Annotated in this window: 17 protein-coding genes; 5 read left to right on the plus strand and 12 right to left on the minus strand. The window is 66.8% G+C overall.

Annotated features, from left to right (window positions below):
* Nucleotides 1-2: 2 nt before the first annotated feature.
* From fabF to BFF94_RS26710, 8 genes are all read right to left on the minus strand, one after another.
* Nucleotides 3-1,235, minus strand: coding sequence for a beta-ketoacyl-ACP synthase II (fabF, locus tag BFF94_RS26675; RefSeq protein WP_128843548.1), 1,233 nt, complete (start codon nt 1,233-1,235; stop codon nt 3-5).
* Between the two features lie 164 nt (nt 1,236-1,399).
* Complete coding sequence (gene acpP / locus BFF94_RS26680) at nt 1,400-1,639, minus strand: acyl carrier protein (RefSeq protein ID WP_004197638.1); 240 nt, start codon at nt 1,637-1,639, stop codon at nt 1,400-1,402.
* Between the two features lie 144 nt (nt 1,640-1,783).
* Nucleotides 1,784-2,533, minus strand: coding sequence for a 3-oxoacyl-ACP reductase FabG (gene fabG, locus BFF94_RS26685; protein ID WP_034183095.1), 750 nt, complete (start codon nt 2,531-2,533; stop codon nt 1,784-1,786).
* A 36-nt stretch (nt 2,534-2,569) separates the two neighbouring features.
* A complete protein-coding gene (gene fabD / locus BFF94_RS26690; protein WP_128843549.1) occupies nt 2,570-3,502 on the minus strand; it encodes an ACP S-malonyltransferase in 933 nt (310 codons plus the stop codon).
* 83 nt (nt 3,503-3,585) lie between these two features.
* Nucleotides 3,586-4,575, minus strand: a complete 990-nt coding sequence (locus BFF94_RS26695; RefSeq protein ID WP_128843550.1) for a beta-ketoacyl-ACP synthase III — start codon at nt 4,573-4,575, stop codon at nt 3,586-3,588.
* Complete coding sequence (plsX, locus tag BFF94_RS26700) at nt 4,576-5,679, minus strand: phosphate acyltransferase PlsX (protein ID WP_128843551.1); 1,104 nt, start codon at nt 5,677-5,679, stop codon at nt 4,576-4,578.
* A gap of 129 nt (nt 5,680-5,808) precedes the next feature.
* Complete coding sequence (gene rpmF / locus BFF94_RS26705) at nt 5,809-5,988, minus strand: 50S ribosomal protein L32 (RefSeq protein WP_047900174.1); 180 nt, start codon at nt 5,986-5,988, stop codon at nt 5,809-5,811.
* A 98-nt stretch (nt 5,989-6,086) separates the two neighbouring features.
* On the minus strand, nt 6,087-6,725 hold the full coding sequence (locus BFF94_RS26710; protein ID WP_128843552.1) for a DUF177 domain-containing protein: 639 nt from the start codon (nt 6,723-6,725) through the stop codon (nt 6,087-6,089).
* Nucleotides 6,726-6,952: 227 nt separating this feature from the next.
* Between BFF94_RS26710 and BFF94_RS26715 the strand changes: the two genes are divergently transcribed.
* Both BFF94_RS26715 and BFF94_RS26720 read left to right on the plus strand, forming a co-directional pair.
* Nucleotides 6,953-7,585, plus strand: a complete 633-nt coding sequence (locus BFF94_RS26715) for a Maf-like protein (protein ID WP_128843553.1) — start codon at nt 6,953-6,955, stop codon at nt 7,583-7,585.
* Nucleotides 7,582-8,304 (plus strand): SAM-dependent methyltransferase, encoded by a 723-nt coding sequence (locus BFF94_RS26720; RefSeq protein WP_128843554.1) that lies wholly within the window; start codon nt 7,582-7,584, stop codon nt 8,302-8,304. Before BFF94_RS26715 ends, BFF94_RS26720 begins: the two co-directional genes overlap by 4 nt.
* Nucleotides 8,305-8,344: 40 nt before the next feature.
* On the opposite strand, the gene BFF94_RS26725 is transcribed toward BFF94_RS26720, so the two are convergent.
* From BFF94_RS26725 to BFF94_RS26740, 4 genes are read right to left on the minus strand one after another with little or no spacing between them, the layout of a single operon-like run.
* The gene (locus tag BFF94_RS26725; protein WP_128843555.1) at nt 8,345-9,337 is read right to left on the minus strand and encodes a S49 family peptidase; all 993 of its coding nucleotides are present in this window, start codon (nt 9,335-9,337) and stop codon (nt 8,345-8,347) included.
* Between the two features lie 12 nt (nt 9,338-9,349).
* Nucleotides 9,350-9,751 carry a Rieske (2Fe-2S) protein gene (locus BFF94_RS26730; protein WP_219140060.1) on the minus strand — a complete coding sequence of 134 codons (402 nt, stop codon included), beginning with the start codon at nt 9,749-9,751 and terminating at the stop codon, nt 9,350-9,352.
* Entirely contained in the window at nt 9,748-10,407 is a 660-nt protein-coding gene (locus BFF94_RS26735; protein ID WP_219140061.1) for an HAD-IA family hydrolase, read from the minus strand. Before BFF94_RS26735 ends, BFF94_RS26730 begins: the two co-directional genes overlap by 4 nt.
* 5 nt (nt 10,408-10,412) lie before the next feature.
* On the minus strand, nt 10,413-11,417 hold the full coding sequence (locus BFF94_RS26740; RefSeq protein ID WP_128847481.1) for an RluA family pseudouridine synthase: 1,005 nt from the start codon (nt 11,415-11,417) through the stop codon (nt 10,413-10,415).
* 722 nt (nt 11,418-12,139) lie between these two features.
* Between BFF94_RS26740 and BFF94_RS26745 the strand changes: the two genes are divergently transcribed.
* From BFF94_RS26745 to mobA, 3 genes are all read left to right on the plus strand, one after another.
* Nucleotides 12,140-15,280, plus strand: a complete 3,141-nt coding sequence (locus BFF94_RS26745; RefSeq protein ID WP_219140062.1) for an Rne/Rng family ribonuclease — start codon at nt 12,140-12,142, stop codon at nt 15,278-15,280.
* A 130-nt stretch (nt 15,281-15,410) separates the two neighbouring features.
* Complete coding sequence (gene moaA / locus BFF94_RS26750; protein ID WP_128848229.1) at nt 15,411-16,523, plus strand: GTP 3',8-cyclase MoaA; 1,113 nt, start codon at nt 15,411-15,413, stop codon at nt 16,521-16,523.
* A 28-nt stretch (nt 16,524-16,551) separates the two neighbouring features.
* Complete coding sequence (gene mobA, locus BFF94_RS26755; RefSeq protein WP_219140063.1) at nt 16,552-17,169, plus strand: molybdenum cofactor guanylyltransferase MobA; 618 nt, start codon at nt 16,552-16,554, stop codon at nt 17,167-17,169.
* Nucleotides 17,170-17,226 lie beyond the last annotated feature (57 nt).

The following is a 17,226-nucleotide window of genomic DNA, read 5'->3' on the forward strand; positions in this document are numbered from 1 at the left end:
CGTCAGACGCGCTTGAACACCAGCGTGCCGTTGGTACCGCCGAAGCCGAAGTTGTTCTTCACGGCGACGTCGATCTTCATGTCACGCGCGGTGTTCGCGCAGTAATCGAGATCGCACTCGGGGTCCTGGTTGAAGATGTTGATGGTCGGCGGCGAGACGTTGTTGTGCAGCGCCAGCACCGTGAACACCGATTCGAGGCCGCCCGCGCCGCCCAGCAGGTGGCCCGTCATCGACTTCGTCGAGTTCACGACGAGCTTGTACGCGTGCTCGCCGAAGGCCGCCTTTACCGCGTCGGACTCGTTCTTGTCGCCCAGCTGCGTCGACGTGCCGTGCGCGTTCAGGTACTGGACTTCGTCCGCGTTCACGCCGGCGTCGCGCAGTGCCGCGACCATGCAGCGGCGCGGGCCGTCCATGTTCGGCGCGGTCATGTGGTACGCGTCGCCCGTCATGCCGAAGCCCGAGACTTCCGCATAGATCTTCGCACCGCGCGCCTTCGCCGCTTCGTACTCTTCGAGCACCATTACGCCTGCGCCCTCGCCCAGCACGAAGCCGTCGCGGTCCTTGTCCCACGGACGGGACGCGGTAGCCGGATCGTCATTGCGGGTCGACAGCGCGCGCGCGGCCGCGAAACCACCGATGCCGAGCGGCGACACCGTCGATTCGGCGCCGCCCGCGACCATCACGTCCGCATCGCCCGCCTGGATCAGGCGCGCCGCGAGACCGATGCTGTGCAAGCCGGTCGTGCAGGCCGTCACGGCCGCGAGGTTCGGGCCCTTCAGGCCGAACATGATGCTCAGGTGACCCGAGATCATGTTGATGATCGAACCCGGCACGAAGAACGGCGAAATCCGGCGTGCGCCGCGATCGACGTAGGTCTGGTGCGTATCTTCGATCATCGGCAGGCCGCCGATGCCGGAACCGACCAGCACGCCGATGCGTTCCGCATTGGCTTCGTTCACGTCCAGCCCGCTGTCCTTGATAGCCTGGACACCGGCGGCGATGCCGTAATGGATGAACGTATCCATGTTCCGGGCTTCCTTCGCCGGGATGTACTCCTCGGCGCTGAAACCCTTCACTTCGCCCGCGAAATGGACGGCGAGGTTCGACGGATCGAACTTCGTGACGGTGGCGATACCGGACTTGCCGGCGACGAGATTGGCCCAGCCGTCGGCAACACTATTGCCAACAGGCGAAATCAGCCCCAGGCCTGTAACGACAACACGACGGCGGCTCACGGTAACCTCTTTTCCATTATTGGATGACAAAAACAAAAGCCACAGTGGCCACAGGAACCAGCCCTGCGAGCCCTGTGGCTGTTAGCCCGTCCGGCGCGAAGCCGGCAGGATGGCGCGTCAATCGCGAAGATCGCGGCGACGTGGCGGACAAGCGCGAAAGGCGCTTACGCCTTGACGTTTGCGCGAGCGTAGTCGATCGCTTGCTGAACGGTCGTGATCTTCTCTGCTTCTTCGTCCGGGATTTCCATGCCGAACTCGTCTTCCAGAGCCATCACCAGTTCGACCGTGTCGAGCGAGTCGGCGCCCAGGTCGTTCACGAACGAAGCTTCGTTCTTGATCTCGGCTTCCGCGACGCCCAGTTGTTCAGCGACGATCTTCTTGACACGTTGTTCGATGTTGTCCATTACCCCTCCGAGGGAAAGTTCAGATTTACAAGTGCGCGCATTTTATCAGGTTTGCTGACGCCAAAACGCGCGTTGGCTTGATGGCCGATCAAGCGCCGATCCGCCTGAAAAACGGGATACGGCGCGGATAGTAAACGAAAATCGTTACGACATGTACATGCCGCCGTTCACGTGCAGCGTCGTGCCGGTAATGTAACCGGCCTGCGGCGATGCGAGGAACGCGACGGCATGGGCGATGTCTTCCGGGCTGCCGAGGCGGCCGAGCGGAATCTGGGTCTTGAGCGCGGCCTGTTGTTCTTCCGGCAGCGTCTTCGTCATGTCGGTGTCGATGAAGCCCGGCGCAACGCAGTTCACGGTGATGCCGCGGCTGCCGATCTCGCGCGCGAGCGCACGGGTCATGCCCGCGACGCCGGCCTTCGCGGCCGCGTAGTTGACCTGGCCCGGGTTGCCGGCGGAGCCGACCACCGACGTGATGTTGATGATGCGGCCGCCGCGCGCCTTCATCATCGGGCGCAGCACCGCGCGCGACAGGCGGAACACCGACTTCAGGTTGGTGTCGATCACCGCGTCCCAGTCCTCGTCCTTCATCCGCATCGCGAGCTGGTCCTGCGTGATGCCCGCATTGTTGACGAGCACGTTCAGTGCGCCGAATTCCTTCACGGTCGCATCGATCAGCGCCTCGGCAGCCGCCGCGTCGTTGACGTTCAGCACCGCACCGCGGCCCGTGACGCCCGCTTCCGCGAACGCCGCGGTGATTGCCGCGGCGCCCGATTCGCTCGTCGCGGTACCGATCACCGTCGCGCCCAGGCGCGCGAGTTCGAGCGCGATCGACCGGCCGATGCCGCGCGATGCGCCGGTTACGATCGCAACCTGTTTATCGAGAGTCTTTTCCATGAATCGAATATCCGTTTCTTGAGAACAGGCGCCGCGTCAGGCGGTCACCAGCTTGAGCGCTTCGCCGAGCGAAGCCGGATCGAACACCGACGCACCCGTCAGGTTGCCGTCGATGCGCTTCGTCAGGCCCGCGAGCACCTTGCCCGGACCGCATTCGATCACGTGCGTGATGCCCGTGCCGGCGATGTGCTGCACGCACTCGACCCAGCGCACCGGGCCCGCGGCTTGGCGCACCAGCGCATCCTTGATCGCGGCCGGATCGCTGACCACGGCGACGTCGATGTTGTTGACGACCGGAATCTGCGGCGCCTTCACGTCGACGTTCGCGAGATAGTCGCGCAACTGGTCCGATGCCGGCTTGAGCAGCGACGAATGGAACGGCGCCGACACAGCCAGCGGCAGCGCGCGCTTCGCACCCTTCGCCTTCGCGATCTCGCATGCCTTTTCGACCGCGGCCTTGCTGCCGGCGATCACGACCTGCGCGGGCGCATTGAAATTCACGGCTTCGACGACGCCCGCTTCCGCGGCTTCGGCGCATACCGCGCGCACCGTGTCGTCATCAAGGCCCAGGATCGCGGCCATGCCGCCCTGGCCGACCGGCACGGCCGTCTGCATCGCCTGCGCGCGGAAGCGCACGAGCGGCACCGCGTCCTTGAACGCGAGCGCGCCCGCCGCGACGAGCGCCGTGTATTCACCGAGGCTGTGTCCGGCAACGATCGACGGCGCCGGGCCGCCTGCCTGCTGCCACGCGCGGTAGCACGCGTAAGCGGCGGTCAGCATCACGGGCTGCGTGTTGGTAGTGAGATTCAGCTCTTCGGCCGGGCCTTCGGCGATCAGCTTGCCGAGATCCTGATTGAGTGCATCGGACGCTTCCTGCAGCGTCTCGCGCACGACGGCCAGATCGGCGAATGCATTGAGCATGCCGACCGCCTGCGAGCCCTGCCCCGGAAAAACGAATGCAAATTTCATATCGTCCCCAATTGAATCGATTCGGACGGCGCGCACGAACGGCGCGCCGGTGGGATCCGCGCGCAGCAATCGTGCGCCGCGGATCAGAAGCGGAAGACCGACGCGCCCCAGGTGAAGCCGCCGCCGACGCCTTCGATCAGCACGTGCTGGCCACGCTGGATGCGGCCGTCGCGCACCGCGGTGTCGAGCGCCAGCGGGATCGACGCGGCCGACGTGTTGCCGTGCTGGTCGACCGTCACGACCATGCGCTCCTGCGGCAGGCCGAGCTTGCGGCAGGTGCTGGTCATGATGCGGATGTTGGCCTGGTGCGGAATCAGCCAGTCGATCTGCTCGGGCGCGAGATTCGCCTTCGCCAGTGCCTCGATCGCGACCTTTTCGAGCACGTTGACCGCGAGCTTGAACACGGCCTGCCCGTCCATGTACAGGAACGCGCTGCCTTCGATCACGCCGCGATTGACGTTACCCGGCGTGCAGAGGATATGCGCATAGCTGCCGTCCGCATGCAGCGCGCTGCCGAGCACGCCCGGCTCGTCCGATGCGGACAGGATCACCGCGCCCGCGCCGTCGCCGAACAGCACGCAGGTCGTGCGGTCCTTGAAGTCGAGAATGCGCGAGAACGTCTCCGCGCCGATCACGAGCGCCGTGCGGTGCTGGCCGCTGCGGATGAAGCTGTCGGCCGTTGCCATCGCGTACGCGAAGCCCGAACACACGGCCTGCACGTCGAATGCCGCGCCGCCGTTCTTGATGCCGAGCTTGTTCTGCAGCAGGCACGCGGTGCTCGGGAACACGAAATCGGGGGTCGAAGTCGCGACGATGATCAGGTCGATCGACTGCGGATCGATGCCGGCCGCCTCGATCGCACGGCGCGACGCCTCGAGCGCGAGGTCGCTCGTCGTGACGTCCGGTGCGGCGAAATGGCGCGCATGGATGCCCGTGCGCGCAACGATCCATTCATCGCTCGTCTCGATGCCTTCTTTCGCGAGACGATCGGTCAACTGCTGGTTCGTGACGCGGTCAGGCGGCAGGTAGCTGCCCGTGCCGAGCACGCGGGAATAGAGGGTCGATTGGGCCATTTATGCTTTAGAGGATTGCGCAGCGGAAGGTTCGGCGTGATGACCTGCGGCCGGGCTTGCATGGCCCGCGCCGCCCGCATCGTGCTCGCCGCCGAGCGATACTGAATTATCCGCCATTGCGCGCGCGAGGCGCTCCAGCACGCCGTTTTTGACGGCATCATACCCGCGTTTGATCGCCCACTCAAACGCGTACGCATCGGCCGAACCGTGGCTCTTGATCACGAGGCTCTTCAGCCCCAGCAGCGCCGCGCCGTTGTACTGGCGGTGATCGACGCGCTTCTTGAAACGCATCAGGACAGGCAGCGCGAGCAGCGCCATCAGCTTCGACATCAGCGAACGGCCGAACTCCTCGCGGATGATGTCGGACAGCATCTGCGCGAGCCCCTCGGACGTCTTCAGCGCGACATTGCCGACGAAGCCGTCGCACACGATCACGTCGACGGTGCCCTTGTAGATGTCGTTGCCTTCCACGTTGCCGCGGAAATTCAGCGTGCTGGCGCGCAGCAGTTCACCTGCGCGCTTGATCGTCTCGTTGCCCTTGATGACCTCTTCGCCGATGTTCAGCAGGCCGATCGTCGGGCGCTCCTTGCCTTCGAGCGCGGCGACGAGCGCGTGCCCCATCTCCGCGAACTGCAGCAGGTGCTGCGGCTCGCAGTCGACGTTCGCACCGAGGTCCAGCATCATCGTGTAGCCGGTCGGGTTCGGCAGCGCGAACGCGATCGCGGGCCGCTCGATGCCGGGCAGCGTCTTGAGTACGTAACGGGAAACGGCCATCAGCGCGCCGGTATTGCCGGCGGAAATGCAGGCCTGCGCCGCGCCTTCCTTGACGTGGTTGAGCGCGACGCGCATCGAAGAATCCTTCTTCTTGCGCAGCGCCACTTCGACAGGATCATCCATCGCCACGACTTCGGTGGCGGGCACGATGGTCAGCGCGGGATCGTCGAGGGCTTTCAGCTTCTTCAACTGAGCGCGGATCGCGCCTTCGATGCCGACGAGCATCAGGTGCGCATCGGGATGCGCGCGGACGAACTTGACTGCCGCGGGAACGGTCACGGACGGGCCGTGGTCGCCTCCCATGCAATCGATTGTGAGCTTTACGGTCATGGAATGCGACGAATTTCAGGCACAAAAAAGCGGCAGTTGAATGCCGCCTTTTTGTTGCGCCAGGAAAGTGTCAAGCGAACCAGTTGTCACGCGAACGGCAAACGTAGCGCGCAACGCGTGACTTGACGCTTAGTCGTTCTTCGTCTTGACGACTTTCTTGCCGCGATAGTAGCCGTTCGGGCTGACGTGGTGACGCAGATGCACTTCACCCGTGCTCGGCTCGACTGCCAGCGGCGATGCCGTCAGGAAATCGTGCGAACGGTGCATGCCGCGCTTCGACGGCGACTTCTTGTTTTGCTGGACTGCCATGACTAACTCCTAAATAATTTTCCGGATTCTAACACAGCCCGATCCGGCGCTCGACTACCCTGGCCCAAAGCCCTTACGCCTTCCCGCGCCACAACTGCTTAATGTTTCTTGGTGCCGTCACCGCCCTTCTTCAGCGCTTCCAGCGCTGCGAACGGATTCGGCTGTTTGCCTTCGTCCTCGGCTTCGCCGGACTCTTCGTCCGCCTCTTCCGCAGGACCGCTCGCACCCGACACGAGGCTTTCGTGAACTGCCGGGCAAACCTCGTGCTTGGGCACGAGCGGCAACGAAAGCAGCAACTCCTCTTCGATCAAGTCGACGAGATCGAACTGGCGTGAGCCCACGATCACATCGGCTTCATCGTCGTCGAGCGGGAATTCTTCAGCTTCTTCTTCGGTCGCGACGACCCGGTACACCATGTCGACGCCGAACGCCTGGTCGTACGGGGTCACGCAGCGCTGGCACGTCAGCCATGCCTGGCCGTGCACCGCAAGGCGCAGATACGGCTGCTGCCCATCGGCGCCGTCGTCCTGCAACTCCTTCTGGGTGAACCCTTCCGCCTGCCACGTGAAGACCGTGTCGCGATCTGGCGCGTCCGCCGGCACTTCGTTTAACATGCGCGGCAGTTGCGAGAGGCGCAACGCACCGGCGGCCTGCCGCCCGCTGCGGGCGAACTCGAACAGGTCGACCGCGTGCGGATCCAGCGGCGCAGCAGCAGGTTTGCCAGAAGAAGTGTTCATGTGCGCTCCTGCCTACAGGCTGACTTGCGGATCCGGCTTGGCGCCGCTCGCGTACGGCTCATCTACCGATGACGTACTTTACTTCCGAAGACCCGACAGGCACCACTACGGAAGCCTGCCGACGAAAAGCGGGAAAGCATACCTGTTTTACCTTTTTCAGTCAATCACTTAAGCTTGCGTCCGCGCAACGTTGCGCAACCCCCGACGACTCACCGATCCAACCGACCATGCCGGATACCGTTTGCCGCCCGCCGCGGCTGATTCTTGCCTCCAGTTCCCGTTACCGCCGCGCGCTCCTCGAGCGCCTCGGCGTGCCGTTCGACGTCGTGTCGCCCGACCTCGACGAAACCCCGCTCGACGGCGAAACGCCGGCCGCGACCGCGCTGCGCCTGGCCACTGCGAAAGCGCGCGCCGTCGCCGCGACGATCGACGCGCCGGACGGCGTGCTCGTGATCGGGTCGGACCAAGTCGCGACCTTCGACGGCCTTCAGATCGGCAAGCCCGGCACGCATGAGCGCGCGCTCGCGCAACTCGTGTCGATGCAGGGCCGCGAAGTCGAATTCCACAGCGCGCTCTGCCTGTACGACAGCCGCACGGGCGAAGCGCAGGCCGAGGACGTCGTCACGCGCGTGCGCTTCCGCTCGCTGCCCGAGGCCGATCTCGACGCATACCTGCGCACGGAAACGCCCTACGACGTCGCCGGCAGCGCGAAGTCCGAAGGGCTTGGCATCGCGCTGCTCGACGCGATCGACTCGGACGACCCGACCGCGCTCGTCGGCCTGCCGCTGATCGCACTCACGCGGATGCTGCGTGTCGCGGAATATCCGCTGTTTGCAACCGCCCGTGGAGCCCGCGCATGACGGCCGGCACGCTCTATCTCGTCCCGAACACGCTCGGCGAAGGCGACGAATCGATGCTCGCCGCCGTGCTGCCCGCGGCCGTGCAGGCGCGCGCCGGCACGCTCGGCTATTACATCGGCGAGAACGCGAAAACGACGCGCGTCTTTCTGAAGAAGATCGGCACGACGCGCCCGATCCAGGAAATCGAGATTCGCGAGCTGAACGTCAATACGCCGGCCGGCGAAATCGACCGGCTGCTCGCGCCCGTGCTGGCTGGCGCCGACGCCGGTCTCGTGTCGGAGGCCGGCTGCCCGGCCGTCGCCGACCCCGGCGCGCTGCTGGTACGCCGCGCGCACGAGCGCGGCGTGAAGGTCGTGCCGCTCGTCGGGCCGAGTTCGATCCTGCTCGCGCTGATGGCGTCGGGCCTCAACGGCCAGAGCTTCGCGTTCAACGGCTACCTGCCGGTCGATGCGGCCGCGCGCGCGAAACGCCTGCGCGAACTCGAGCAGCTGTCGCGCAAGGCGCGCCAAACGCAGATCTTCATCGAGACGCCGTACCGGAACCACGCGATGCTCGACACGCTCGTCGCGACCTGCGCGCCGTCGACGCAAATCTGCGTCGCGGCCGACCTGACCCTCGCGACCGAGACGATCGCCAGCCGCACCGTGGCGGACTGGAAAAAAGCGCCGGCACCGAATCTGCACAAGCGCCCCGCGATCTTCCTGCTGCTGGCGAACTGAAGCCGCGGCCGACGGACCATCGCGGCCTGCCGGCCGCCCGTCAGCGCAGGCTGAACGACGCGCCGCCGGCCGTCAGCGCCTTCATCGCCGCACCGCCGACGGCCGCGCCGAACTTGCGCGCGACGCGGTTCGTCAGGCTTTCCTTCACCGTATAGTCGACGAGATCGGGGGCCTTCAGCACGTCGCGCGCGACCGTATCGGTCGTGCCGTAGCCGTCGGCGAGCCCGAGCTCGACACTCTTCTCGCCGGTCCAGAACAGGCCCGAGAACATGTCGGGCGTCTCATGGAGCCGATTGCCGCGCCCCTCCTTCACGGCCTTGATGAACTGCGCGTGCACCTGGTCGAGCAACGCCTGCGCATGCGCGTCCATCTTCGGCGTCGCCGGCGAGAACGGATCGTAGAAGCCCTTGTTTTCGCCCGACGTATGCAGGCGCCGCTCGACGCCGAGCTTGCCCATCAGCCCCGTGAAACCGAAACCGTCCATCAGCACGCCGATCGACCCGACGATGCTCGCCTTGTCGACGAAGATCTTGTCGGCCGCGGCCGCAATGTAATAGCCGCCCGACGCGCACATGTCGGTGACGACGACGTACAGCGGCTTGTCCGGGTGCTTCGCGCGCAACCGCCGGATCTCGTCGTAGACCATGCCGGCCTGGACGGGGCTGCCGCCCGGGCTGTTGATCCGCAGCACGACGCCGGCCGTGCCGTCGTCGTCGAACGCGGCGTCGAGTGCCGTGTTGATGTCGTCGGCGTTCGCGTTGACGCCGGCCGCGATCTCGCCGTCGATCGTCACGAGCGCCGTATGCCGCCCGCTCGACGAGAACTTCGAATCGCTCGAGAAGTCGATCAGCGCGAACGCGAACAGCACGAATACGCCGAGGAACGCGAAGCGGAAGAAGATCTTCCAGCGCCGCGCCGCGCGCTGTTCCTTGACGGCCGCGAGCGCGATCCGTTCGAGCGCCACGCGCTCCCAGCTCGGTTCACGGCTGTCGGGACGGGAGGAGGAATCCGGAGAATTCGGTTGGTCGGCCATGCAGTGTTGTCGTCAGTCGGTCGAGGCGGAAACGGCGGGACGCAGGTCGGCGTCGGGCACCCAGAATACCGCACGCCCGTCGGGCGTGTCGCGCTCGTCGACCTCGACGGGCCGCAGGCGGCCGCCGCGGCACGGGCCGCCGACGCACTTGCCGGTATCCGGCGCGTAGATCGCGCCGTGCGTCGCGCACATCAGGTAGAGGCCCGACGACTCGAAGAACTGCCCTTCGGCCCAGTCGAGCTCCATCGGCACATGCGCGCAGCGGTTCAGGTAGCCGTATGCGCGACCGTCATAGCGCACGAAGAACACGACCGCCTGCTCGCCGCGCAACGTCGCGTCGACCCGCACGCCGGCGCCGCCGTCGGCCAGCACGCCCGATGCGCACACGCGCACGGCGTCCGGCGCCGTGCTCATGCGTGCTCCCGCAGCCACGCGGCCAGCGCGACGACGTCCGGCGCGACGAAGCGCGGCGTGAGCGCAGCCAGCGCGTCGGCCGTGTGCGCGCCGTACGCGACGCCGACGCCGGCCGCTCCGGCGCTCGCGGCCATCTGCAGGTCGTGCGTCGTGTCGCCGATCATCACGGTGCGTGACAGGTCCTGCCCCAATTCCCGGGTCAGTTCCTGCAGCATCGCCGGATGCGGCTTCGAGAACGTCTCGTCCGCGCAGCGCGTCGCGTCGAACAGGCTCGTCAGCTTCGACTGGTCAAGCACGCGGTTCAGCCCGACGCGACCCTTGCCGGTCGCCACGGCAAGCAGATAGCCTGTATCGCGCAACTCGGCGAGCAGTTCGCGCACGCCGGCGAACAACTCGATGCGCTGGTCGTCGAGCAGATAGTGATAACGGTAGCGCTCGGCCAGCCGCGGATAATCGGACGGATCGAGGGTCGGAGCCGTAATCTGCAGCGCATCGCGCAAGCCAAGGCCGATCACGTAGCGCGACGCCTCGTCGGATGGCGTGGGCAGGCCGAGATCGCGGCATGCGGCCTGGATGCTGTGCGCAATGTGCGCAGTCGAATCCATCAGCGTGCCGTCCCAGTCGAAGACGATCAGGTCAAATTGCTGTCGAGCCATGCGGTTCAGGCGGTATCGCGCAATGCGCTGAGTTGGTCGAGAAAGCGCCGGCATTCGTCCGGCAGCGGCGCATCGAACTGCAGCGCCTCGCCGGTCAGCGGATGGGCGAGCCGCAGCCGGTACGCATGCAGGAACATCCGTTTCAACGACGGCTGCGCGTTCGCGCGCGCCAGCGCCTTGTTCAGTGCGAAGTCGCCATACTTGGCGTCGCCTGCGATCGGCAGGCCGAGATGCGCGAGGTGCACGCGGATCTGATGGGTCCGACCCGTTTTGAGTTCCGCTTCGACGAGCGCGTAGTCGGGCCAGCGGTCGACGAGATTGAACACCGTATGCGACGACAGTCCGTCGTCCTGCACGCGCACGCGGCGCTCCCCTTCCGGGGTCAAATACTTGAACAGCGGCGCCTTCACCACGCGGCGGCGGCCCCAATCGGGCTGCCACTCACCGTGGGCGCACGCGAAGTAGCGCTTGTCCATCCGGTTCTCGCGAATCTGCTCGTGCAGGCCCACCAGCGCCGTGCGCTTCTTCGCGAGCATCAGGATCCCGGACGTCTCGCGGTCGAGCCGGTGCACGAGTTCGAGGAATTTCGCGCGCGGACGGGCCTGGCGCATCTGCTCGATCACGCCGAACGCGACACCGCTGCCGCCATGTACGGCGACTCCGGCCGGCTTGTTGATGACGAGCATCGCGTCGTCCTCGTACAGCACGTCGAAATTCGCGGGCGGCACGACGGGCGTATCGGCGCGCGCGAGGTCCGCCGCCGCCACGCGCACGGGCGGCACGCGGACGATGTCGCCATGGACGAGGCGGTACTGCGCGTCGATCCGGCCCTTGTTCACGCGCACTTCGCCGCTGCGGAGGATCCGGTAAATATGGCTTTTCGGCACGCCTTTACAGACGCGCAACAGGAAGTTGTCGATCCGCTGACCGGCCGAGTTTTCGTCGATCTCGATCATCGAGACCTGGCCGCTTGCGACCGAATTCTGGGATATTTTGCCTAACTCATTCATACTGAATATAATTTTGCCCAACCTGACGTTGAGGGTGGCCTGACCGGCCGGCCCCGACCGAGTCGGGTAAGGCGCAAGCGCAAACCATTATTTTACTTGCGCCGGGGGTCCGCTGCTCGCCCTTAATCAAAGAGATGCAGCAAGTTGCACGCACGGCGCCGCCCGTCGGCAAGGATCGCGCCCACAGGCGGATTCGGTCGGCAAGGCGCCGCGGTAACGGAAAGTTGGTTGAAAAGAATTTGATCGGCAGCCCGACGGCGCGAAGTGCGTCCGCAGGCTGCCGGTTGCGAAAATTACGGCGTTGCGCCTGATTTGGCCCCGCGAAGCGTGCGGGGCTTGGCGACGTCAAACCAGGGAAGTACACCCCAAGCGGGAAAGTCGGGCTGGATTCGATACTCCCCGCTGCGGCCCAAGCCGCAGCATCTGCCGCCCGTCGGCGCGCGCGACGTATTGTGCGCGCCCGTGGCAATGCCCGGACTCAGGCTTAGCGCGCTTTTGCAGCGTGCGGTGTGTGAACGCCGTGCTTTGAAACCGTATTCGCAGGTGCCCTACGGCCGCCGGCCCCGTCTTTCGGGCCCAAGCGCCTCTTCAGGCAATTCTCCCCGCCATCGTTCCCGCTCCAGCGTGCTTGTGACAACACAACAAGGTGCGGCCTGCCGTCGTTCCCGCCCTCGCGACTGACAACCGCGAGGCGCCGGCAGCGGAGCCGCCTGGAGCCGTTTATGAAACGCATGCTGTTCAATGCGACGCAGCAGGAGGAGCTGCGCGTCGCCATCGTCGACGGGCAGAAGCTCATCGACATCGACATCGAGACAGCCGGGCGCGAACAGCGCAAAGGCAATATCTACAAAGGTGTCGTCACCCGCATCGAGCCGTCGCTCGAAGCGTGCTTCGTCAACTACGGCGAAGACCGCCACGGCTTCCTGCCGTTCAAGGAAGTCGCCCGCCAGTACTTCAAGGAAGGCATCGACATGCGCTCCGCGCGCATCCAGGATGCCCTGCGCGAAGGCCAGGAGCTGATCGTCCAGGTCGAGAAGGAAGAACGTGGCAACAAGGGCGCCGCCCTCACCACCTTCATCTCGCTCGCCGGCCGCTACCTGGTGCTGATGCCGAACAATCCGCGCGGCGGCGGTGTGTCGCGCCGGATCGAGGGCGACGAGCGCCAGGAACTGCGCGAGACGATGGCGCAACTGCAGATTCCGGACGGCATGAGCATGATCGCCCGTACCGCGGGCATCGGCCGCAACGCCGAGGAACTGCAGTGGGACCTGAACTACCTGCTGCAACTGTGGCGCGCGATCGAAGCGGCGTCGCAAAGCGGCAACACCGGCCAGCCGATGCTGATCTACCTGGAATCGAGCCTCGTGATCCGCGCGATCCGGGACTATTTCCAGCCCGATATCGGCGAAATCCTGATCGACACGACCGAGATCCACGATCAGGCCCGTGCGTTCATGGACATCGTGATGCCGGACAACGTGTCGAAGGTGAAGCGCTACCACGACGACGTGCCGCTGTTCTCCCGCTTCCAGATCGAACACCAGATCGAGACCGCGTACTCGCGCACGGTGCCGCTGCCGTCCGGCGGCGCGATCGTGATCGACCACACGGAAGCACTCGTCGCGATCGACGTGAACTCGGCGCGCGCGACCAAGGGCGCGGACATCGAGGAAACGGCAACCCGCACGAACCTCGAAGCGGCCGATGAAGTCGCCCGCCAGCTTCGCCTGCGCGACCTCGGCGGCCTGATCGTGATCGATTTCATCGACATGGAATCGGCAAAGAGCCAGCGCGAAGTCGAGCAGCGCCTGAAAGACGCGCTCAAGCATGACCGCGCACGCGTGCAGATGGGCAAGATCTCCCGTTTCGGCCTGATGGAACTGTCGCGCCAGCGTCTGCGTCCGGCCCTGTCGGAAGGCAGCCACGTGACCTGCCCGCGTTGTAACGGCACCGGCCACATCCGCGATACCGAATCGTCCGCGCTGCAGGTCCTGCGGATCATTCAGGAAGAAGCGATGAAGGAAAACACCGCGGCGATCCACTGCCAGGTGCCGGTCGAGGTGACCGCCTTCCTGCTCAACGAAAAGCGTCAGGAAATCAACAAGATCGAGTCGCGCTTCAAGGTCGGCATCGTGCTGATCCCGAACAAGCACCTCGATACGCCGCACTACAAGCTCGAGCGCTTGCGCCACGACGACGCACGCCTCGACGATCCGCGCGCGTCCTGGAAGATGGCCGAGGAAGCCGCCCGCGAACTCGAGTCGGAAACCGGCTACAGCAAGCGCACGGCGGAAGTGAAGCCGAAGCAGGAAGCCGCGGTCAAGGGCATCACGCCCGAGCATCCGGCCCCGAGCCCGGCGCCGCAGCGCCCGGCCGAGCCCGTTGCCGCGCCCGCGCCTGTCGCCGCGGCAAGCGGCGGCTTCATCGGCTGGCTGAAGGGCCTGTTCGGCGTGTCGCCGGCTCCGGCACCCGCACCGGTTGCTCCGGCACCGGCGAAGGAGCAGGCAGCCCGTCCGGCTCGCGAGCGTACCGAGAAGACCGAGCAGCGCGGCGGCGATCGCAACCGCAACCGTCGTGGCGGCACCCAGCAGGCGCAAGGCGGCCGCGACCAGGCCGCGGCAGGCCGTGGCCAGCCGCAACGCCAGGAACGGGAAGGCAAGGAAGCGCGCGAACCGCGCGAAGGCCGTGAACCGCGTGAAGGCCGCGAGAATCGCGAAGGCCGTGAGGGTCGCGAAGGTCGTGAGGGTCGTGAGACTCGCGAAGGCCGTGAGGGCCGCGAAGGTCGCGAGGGCCGTGGCCCGCGCGAAGGCCGCGAACCGCGCGAGCCGCGTGAAAGCCGTGAGCCGCGCGAACCGCGCGAGCGTGCCGAGCAGCCGGAAGCCGTCGATGCAGCCGGCCGTGGCGAGCGCCAGGAACGCGGCGAGCGTCGTGAGCGCGGCGAACGCCGCAAGCCGACCCAGCATGCGGCCACGCTCGAGACCGTCACCCGTGGCGAGAACCATCCGGAACCGGAAACCGACAATACCGTCGCAGAAGCGCTGCCCGGTGCCGACCTGACAGCCGATGCGGAAGCCAGCGCGCGTGACGGCGAGGAACGTCGCCGTCGCCGTCGCGGCCGCCGCGGCGGTCGTCGCGAGCGCGAGGAAGACGGCGCAGCCGTCGACCAGGCCGAGCAAGGCACGGATGGCGAAGCCGCAGTGCAAACCGTGACGCCGGAAGCACCGGCTGCTGTCGAACCGGCCCACACGGCCGCGCCGGCAGTCGTCGTGGCCGTAGCCGCGGCAGGCGCTGTCGTCGCCGAAGCAGCGGTCGAGCACCATGCCGAACCGGTCGCACCGGTCGCTGTCGAGCCGCAACCGGCACCGGCACACGTCGAAGCGGCTCCGGCCGCTCCGGTCGAGCCGGCCGTTGCCGCCCACGCAGCAGAACCGGCACCGGCTGTCTACACGGAAGCCGTTCCGGCTCCGGTCGCGGTTTCGCCAATCGACGCGTTCGAAGTGCCGGAAGTACCGGCCGCTGTCGAGGCGCCGCAGTCCGCGCCCTTCGAGCAAGCTGCCCCGGCCGTGACGACCGAAGCCGCCCCGGTGGCTGTCGAGCCGGCGCGTGTCGAAGCTGCGCCGGTCGAGGCAGCCGCAGCACCGGCACCGGCTCCCGCGCAACCGGCAGCCGCGCCCGCTTCGGCGAGCCTGGATGTCGCGCTGGAGCAGGCCGGTCTCGTCTGGGTGAACACGGACGCCGGCAAGTTCGCCGCTGCGCAGGAAGCTGCGTCGCAGCTCCCGCGTGCGGCCCGCGTGCCGCGCGAACGCAAGACGTTGCCGCCGGCCGATACGGCCCCGATGCAGCAGGTCGAGACGCATCATTAATCGGCGCATCGCCCGACCAGGAAAAGCCCGCCTCGGCGGGCTTTTTCACGTCCGCGCTGCGGGTTTCCGCCCACCGGACCGACCGGCCGCTTGCGGCTAAAATAGAGGTCTGGTCCGCACTTCTTTCAACATGTCCCGACGCATCATTCCTCTCGCCGACGTCAGCGGGATGCCGGACGTCTCCGGCGTCGCGCATGCCCCCGACGGCACGCTGGCCGACTCGTTCGCCAGGCCGCTGCGCGATCTGCGCATTTCGGTGACGGATCGCTGCAACTTCCGCTGCGTGTACTGCATGCCGCGCGCGGTGTTCGACAAGGACTACCCGTTCCTGCCGCACAGCGCGCTGCTCACGCACGAGGAAATCGAACGCGTGGCGCGACTCTTTGTCGCACACGGCGTCGAGAAGATCCGCATCACGGGCGGCGAGCCGCTGCTGCGCAAGAATCTCGAATTCCTGATCGAGCGCCTCGCACGCCTGACAACGCATGACGGCCGCCCGCTCGACCTGACGCTGACGACCAACGGTTCGCTGCTCGCGCGCAAGGCGCGCGCGCTGAAGGACGCCGGGCTCACGCGCGTGACGGTCAGCCTCGACGCGCTCGACGATACGCTGTTCAAGCGCATGAACGATGCCGAGTTCGCGAGCGCCGACGTGCTCGACGGCATCTTCGCCGCCCAGGCCGCGGGCCTCGCGCCGGTCAAGGTCAACATGGTCGTGAAACGCGGCACCAACGACAGCGAGATCCTGCCGATGGCCGAGCGTTTCCGCGGCACCGGCGTGATCCTGCGCTTCATCGAATACATGGATGTCGGCACGTCGAACGGCTGGAACATGACCGAGGTGCTGCCGTCGGCGGACGTCGTCGCACGAATCGCCGAACACTTCCCGCTCGCGCCGCTCGATCCGCACACGGCGGCCGAAACCGCGCAGCGCTGGAGCTATGCGGACGGCAGCGGCGAGATCGGCGTGATCTCGAGCGTCACGCAGGCCTTTTGCGGCGACTGCACGCGCGCACGGCTGTCGACCGAAGGCAAGCTGTACCTGTGCCTGTTCGCGTCGACGGGCCACGACCTGCGCGCGCTCGTGCGCGGCGGCGCGAGCGACGCCGAGATCGCAACGGCGATCGCCCGCATCTGGCAGGCCCGCACCGACCGCTATTCGCAACTGCGCGGCAGCGCGTCGGCCGACGCCGCGCCCGACGGCACCGGCAAGCGCGTCGAAATGTCGTATATCGGCGGCTGACGCACGCCCCCCTTTCCGCCTTCGCACGATGCCCGCTTCCGCCCCCCCTTCGATCGCCGGCCTGCTGCTCGCAGGCGGGCGCGCCACGCGCATGGACGGCGTCGACAAGGGCCTGCAATTGCTCGACGGCACGCCGCTCGCGCTGCACGTGCTGCGCCGGCTCTCGCCGCAGGTCGGCGAGACGCTGATCAGCGCGAATCGCCATGCCGATCGCTATGCCGAACTCGGTGCGCCGTTCGATGCGCGCATCGTCGCGGACGAAACGCCCGACTTCCCCGGCCCGCTCGCGGGCCTGCTCGCCGGCATGCGGGCGGCGCGCGCGCCGCTCGTCGCGTGCTCGCCGTGCGATACGCCCTACCTGCCCGCCGACCTCGTCGCGCGGCTGCATGCGGCGCTCGACGCACGGCAGGCCGACATCGCGATGGCGGTGACCGTCGACGCGCAGCAGGTGCGCTCGCCGCAGCCGACGTTCGCGCTGCTGCGCACCGCGCTGGTCGACGATCTCGCCGCCCGGCTCGCGGCCGGCGATCGCAAGGTGCGTGCGTGGTACGCACGCCACAAGACGGTCGAAGTCGAGTTTTGCGACGAGCGTGCGTTTTACAATGCCAACTCCTGGCAGGAACTCGCCGCGCTGGCCCGCCGCTGACGGCGCCCGTGCCGTTCCCGCCCGGCGCCCGCCGCACGCGAAACCCGCGCCCAGGCA

Origin of the sequence: Burkholderia catarinensis (assembly GCF_001883705.2) — a bacterium.
Classification (GTDB): Bacteria; Pseudomonadota; Gammaproteobacteria; order Burkholderiales; family Burkholderiaceae; genus Burkholderia; species Burkholderia catarinensis.

What these genes read in the sequence shown, in the direction of transcription:
- BFF94_RS26740 (WP_128847481.1), bottom strand. Translation starts at nt 11,417, where the DNA reads ATGAATGAGTTAGGCAAAATATCCCAGAATTCGGTCGCAAGCGGCCAG.
- fabD (WP_128843549.1), bottom strand. Translation starts at nt 3,502, where the DNA reads ATGAAATTTGCATTCGTTTTTCCGGGGCAGGGCTCGCAGGCGGTCGGC.
- fabG (WP_034183095.1), bottom strand. Translation starts at nt 2,533, where the DNA reads ATGGAAAAGACTCTCGATAAACAGGTTGCGATCGTAACCGGCGCATCG.
- plsX (WP_128843551.1), bottom strand. Translation starts at nt 5,679, where the DNA reads ATGACCGTAAAGCTCACAATCGATTGCATGGGAGGCGACCACGGCCCG.
- rpmF (WP_047900174.1), bottom strand. Translation starts at nt 5,988, where the DNA reads ATGGCAGTCCAGCAAAACAAGAAGTCGCCGTCGAAGCGCGGCATGCAC.
- BFF94_RS26725 (WP_128843555.1), bottom strand. Translation starts at nt 9,337, where the DNA reads ATGGCCGACCAACCGAATTCTCCGGATTCCTCCTCCCGTCCCGACAGC.
- BFF94_RS26730 (WP_219140060.1), bottom strand. Translation starts at nt 9,751, where the DNA reads ATGAGCACGGCGCCGGACGCCGTGCGCGTGTGCGCATCGGGCGTGCTG.
- moaA (WP_128848229.1), top strand. Translation starts at nt 15,411, where the DNA reads ATGTCCCGACGCATCATTCCTCTCGCCGACGTCAGCGGGATGCCGGAC.
- BFF94_RS26735 (WP_219140061.1), bottom strand. Translation starts at nt 10,407, where the DNA reads ATGGCTCGACAGCAATTTGACCTGATCGTCTTCGACTGGGACGGCACG.
- BFF94_RS26695 (WP_128843550.1), bottom strand. Translation starts at nt 4,575, where the DNA reads ATGGCCCAATCGACCCTCTATTCCCGCGTGCTCGGCACGGGCAGCTAC.
- BFF94_RS26745 (WP_219140062.1), top strand. Translation starts at nt 12,140, where the DNA reads ATGAAACGCATGCTGTTCAATGCGACGCAGCAGGAGGAGCTGCGCGTC.
- acpP (WP_004197638.1), bottom strand. Translation starts at nt 1,639, where the DNA reads ATGGACAACATCGAACAACGTGTCAAGAAGATCGTCGCTGAACAACTG.
- mobA (WP_219140063.1), top strand. Translation starts at nt 16,552, where the DNA reads ATGCCCGCTTCCGCCCCCCCTTCGATCGCCGGCCTGCTGCTCGCAGGC.
- BFF94_RS26710 (WP_128843552.1), bottom strand. Translation starts at nt 6,725, where the DNA reads ATGAACACTTCTTCTGGCAAACCTGCTGCTGCGCCGCTGGATCCGCAC.
- BFF94_RS26715 (WP_128843553.1), top strand. Translation starts at nt 6,953, where the DNA reads ATGCCGGATACCGTTTGCCGCCCGCCGCGGCTGATTCTTGCCTCCAGT.
- BFF94_RS26720 (WP_128843554.1), top strand. Translation starts at nt 7,582, where the DNA reads ATGACGGCCGGCACGCTCTATCTCGTCCCGAACACGCTCGGCGAAGGC.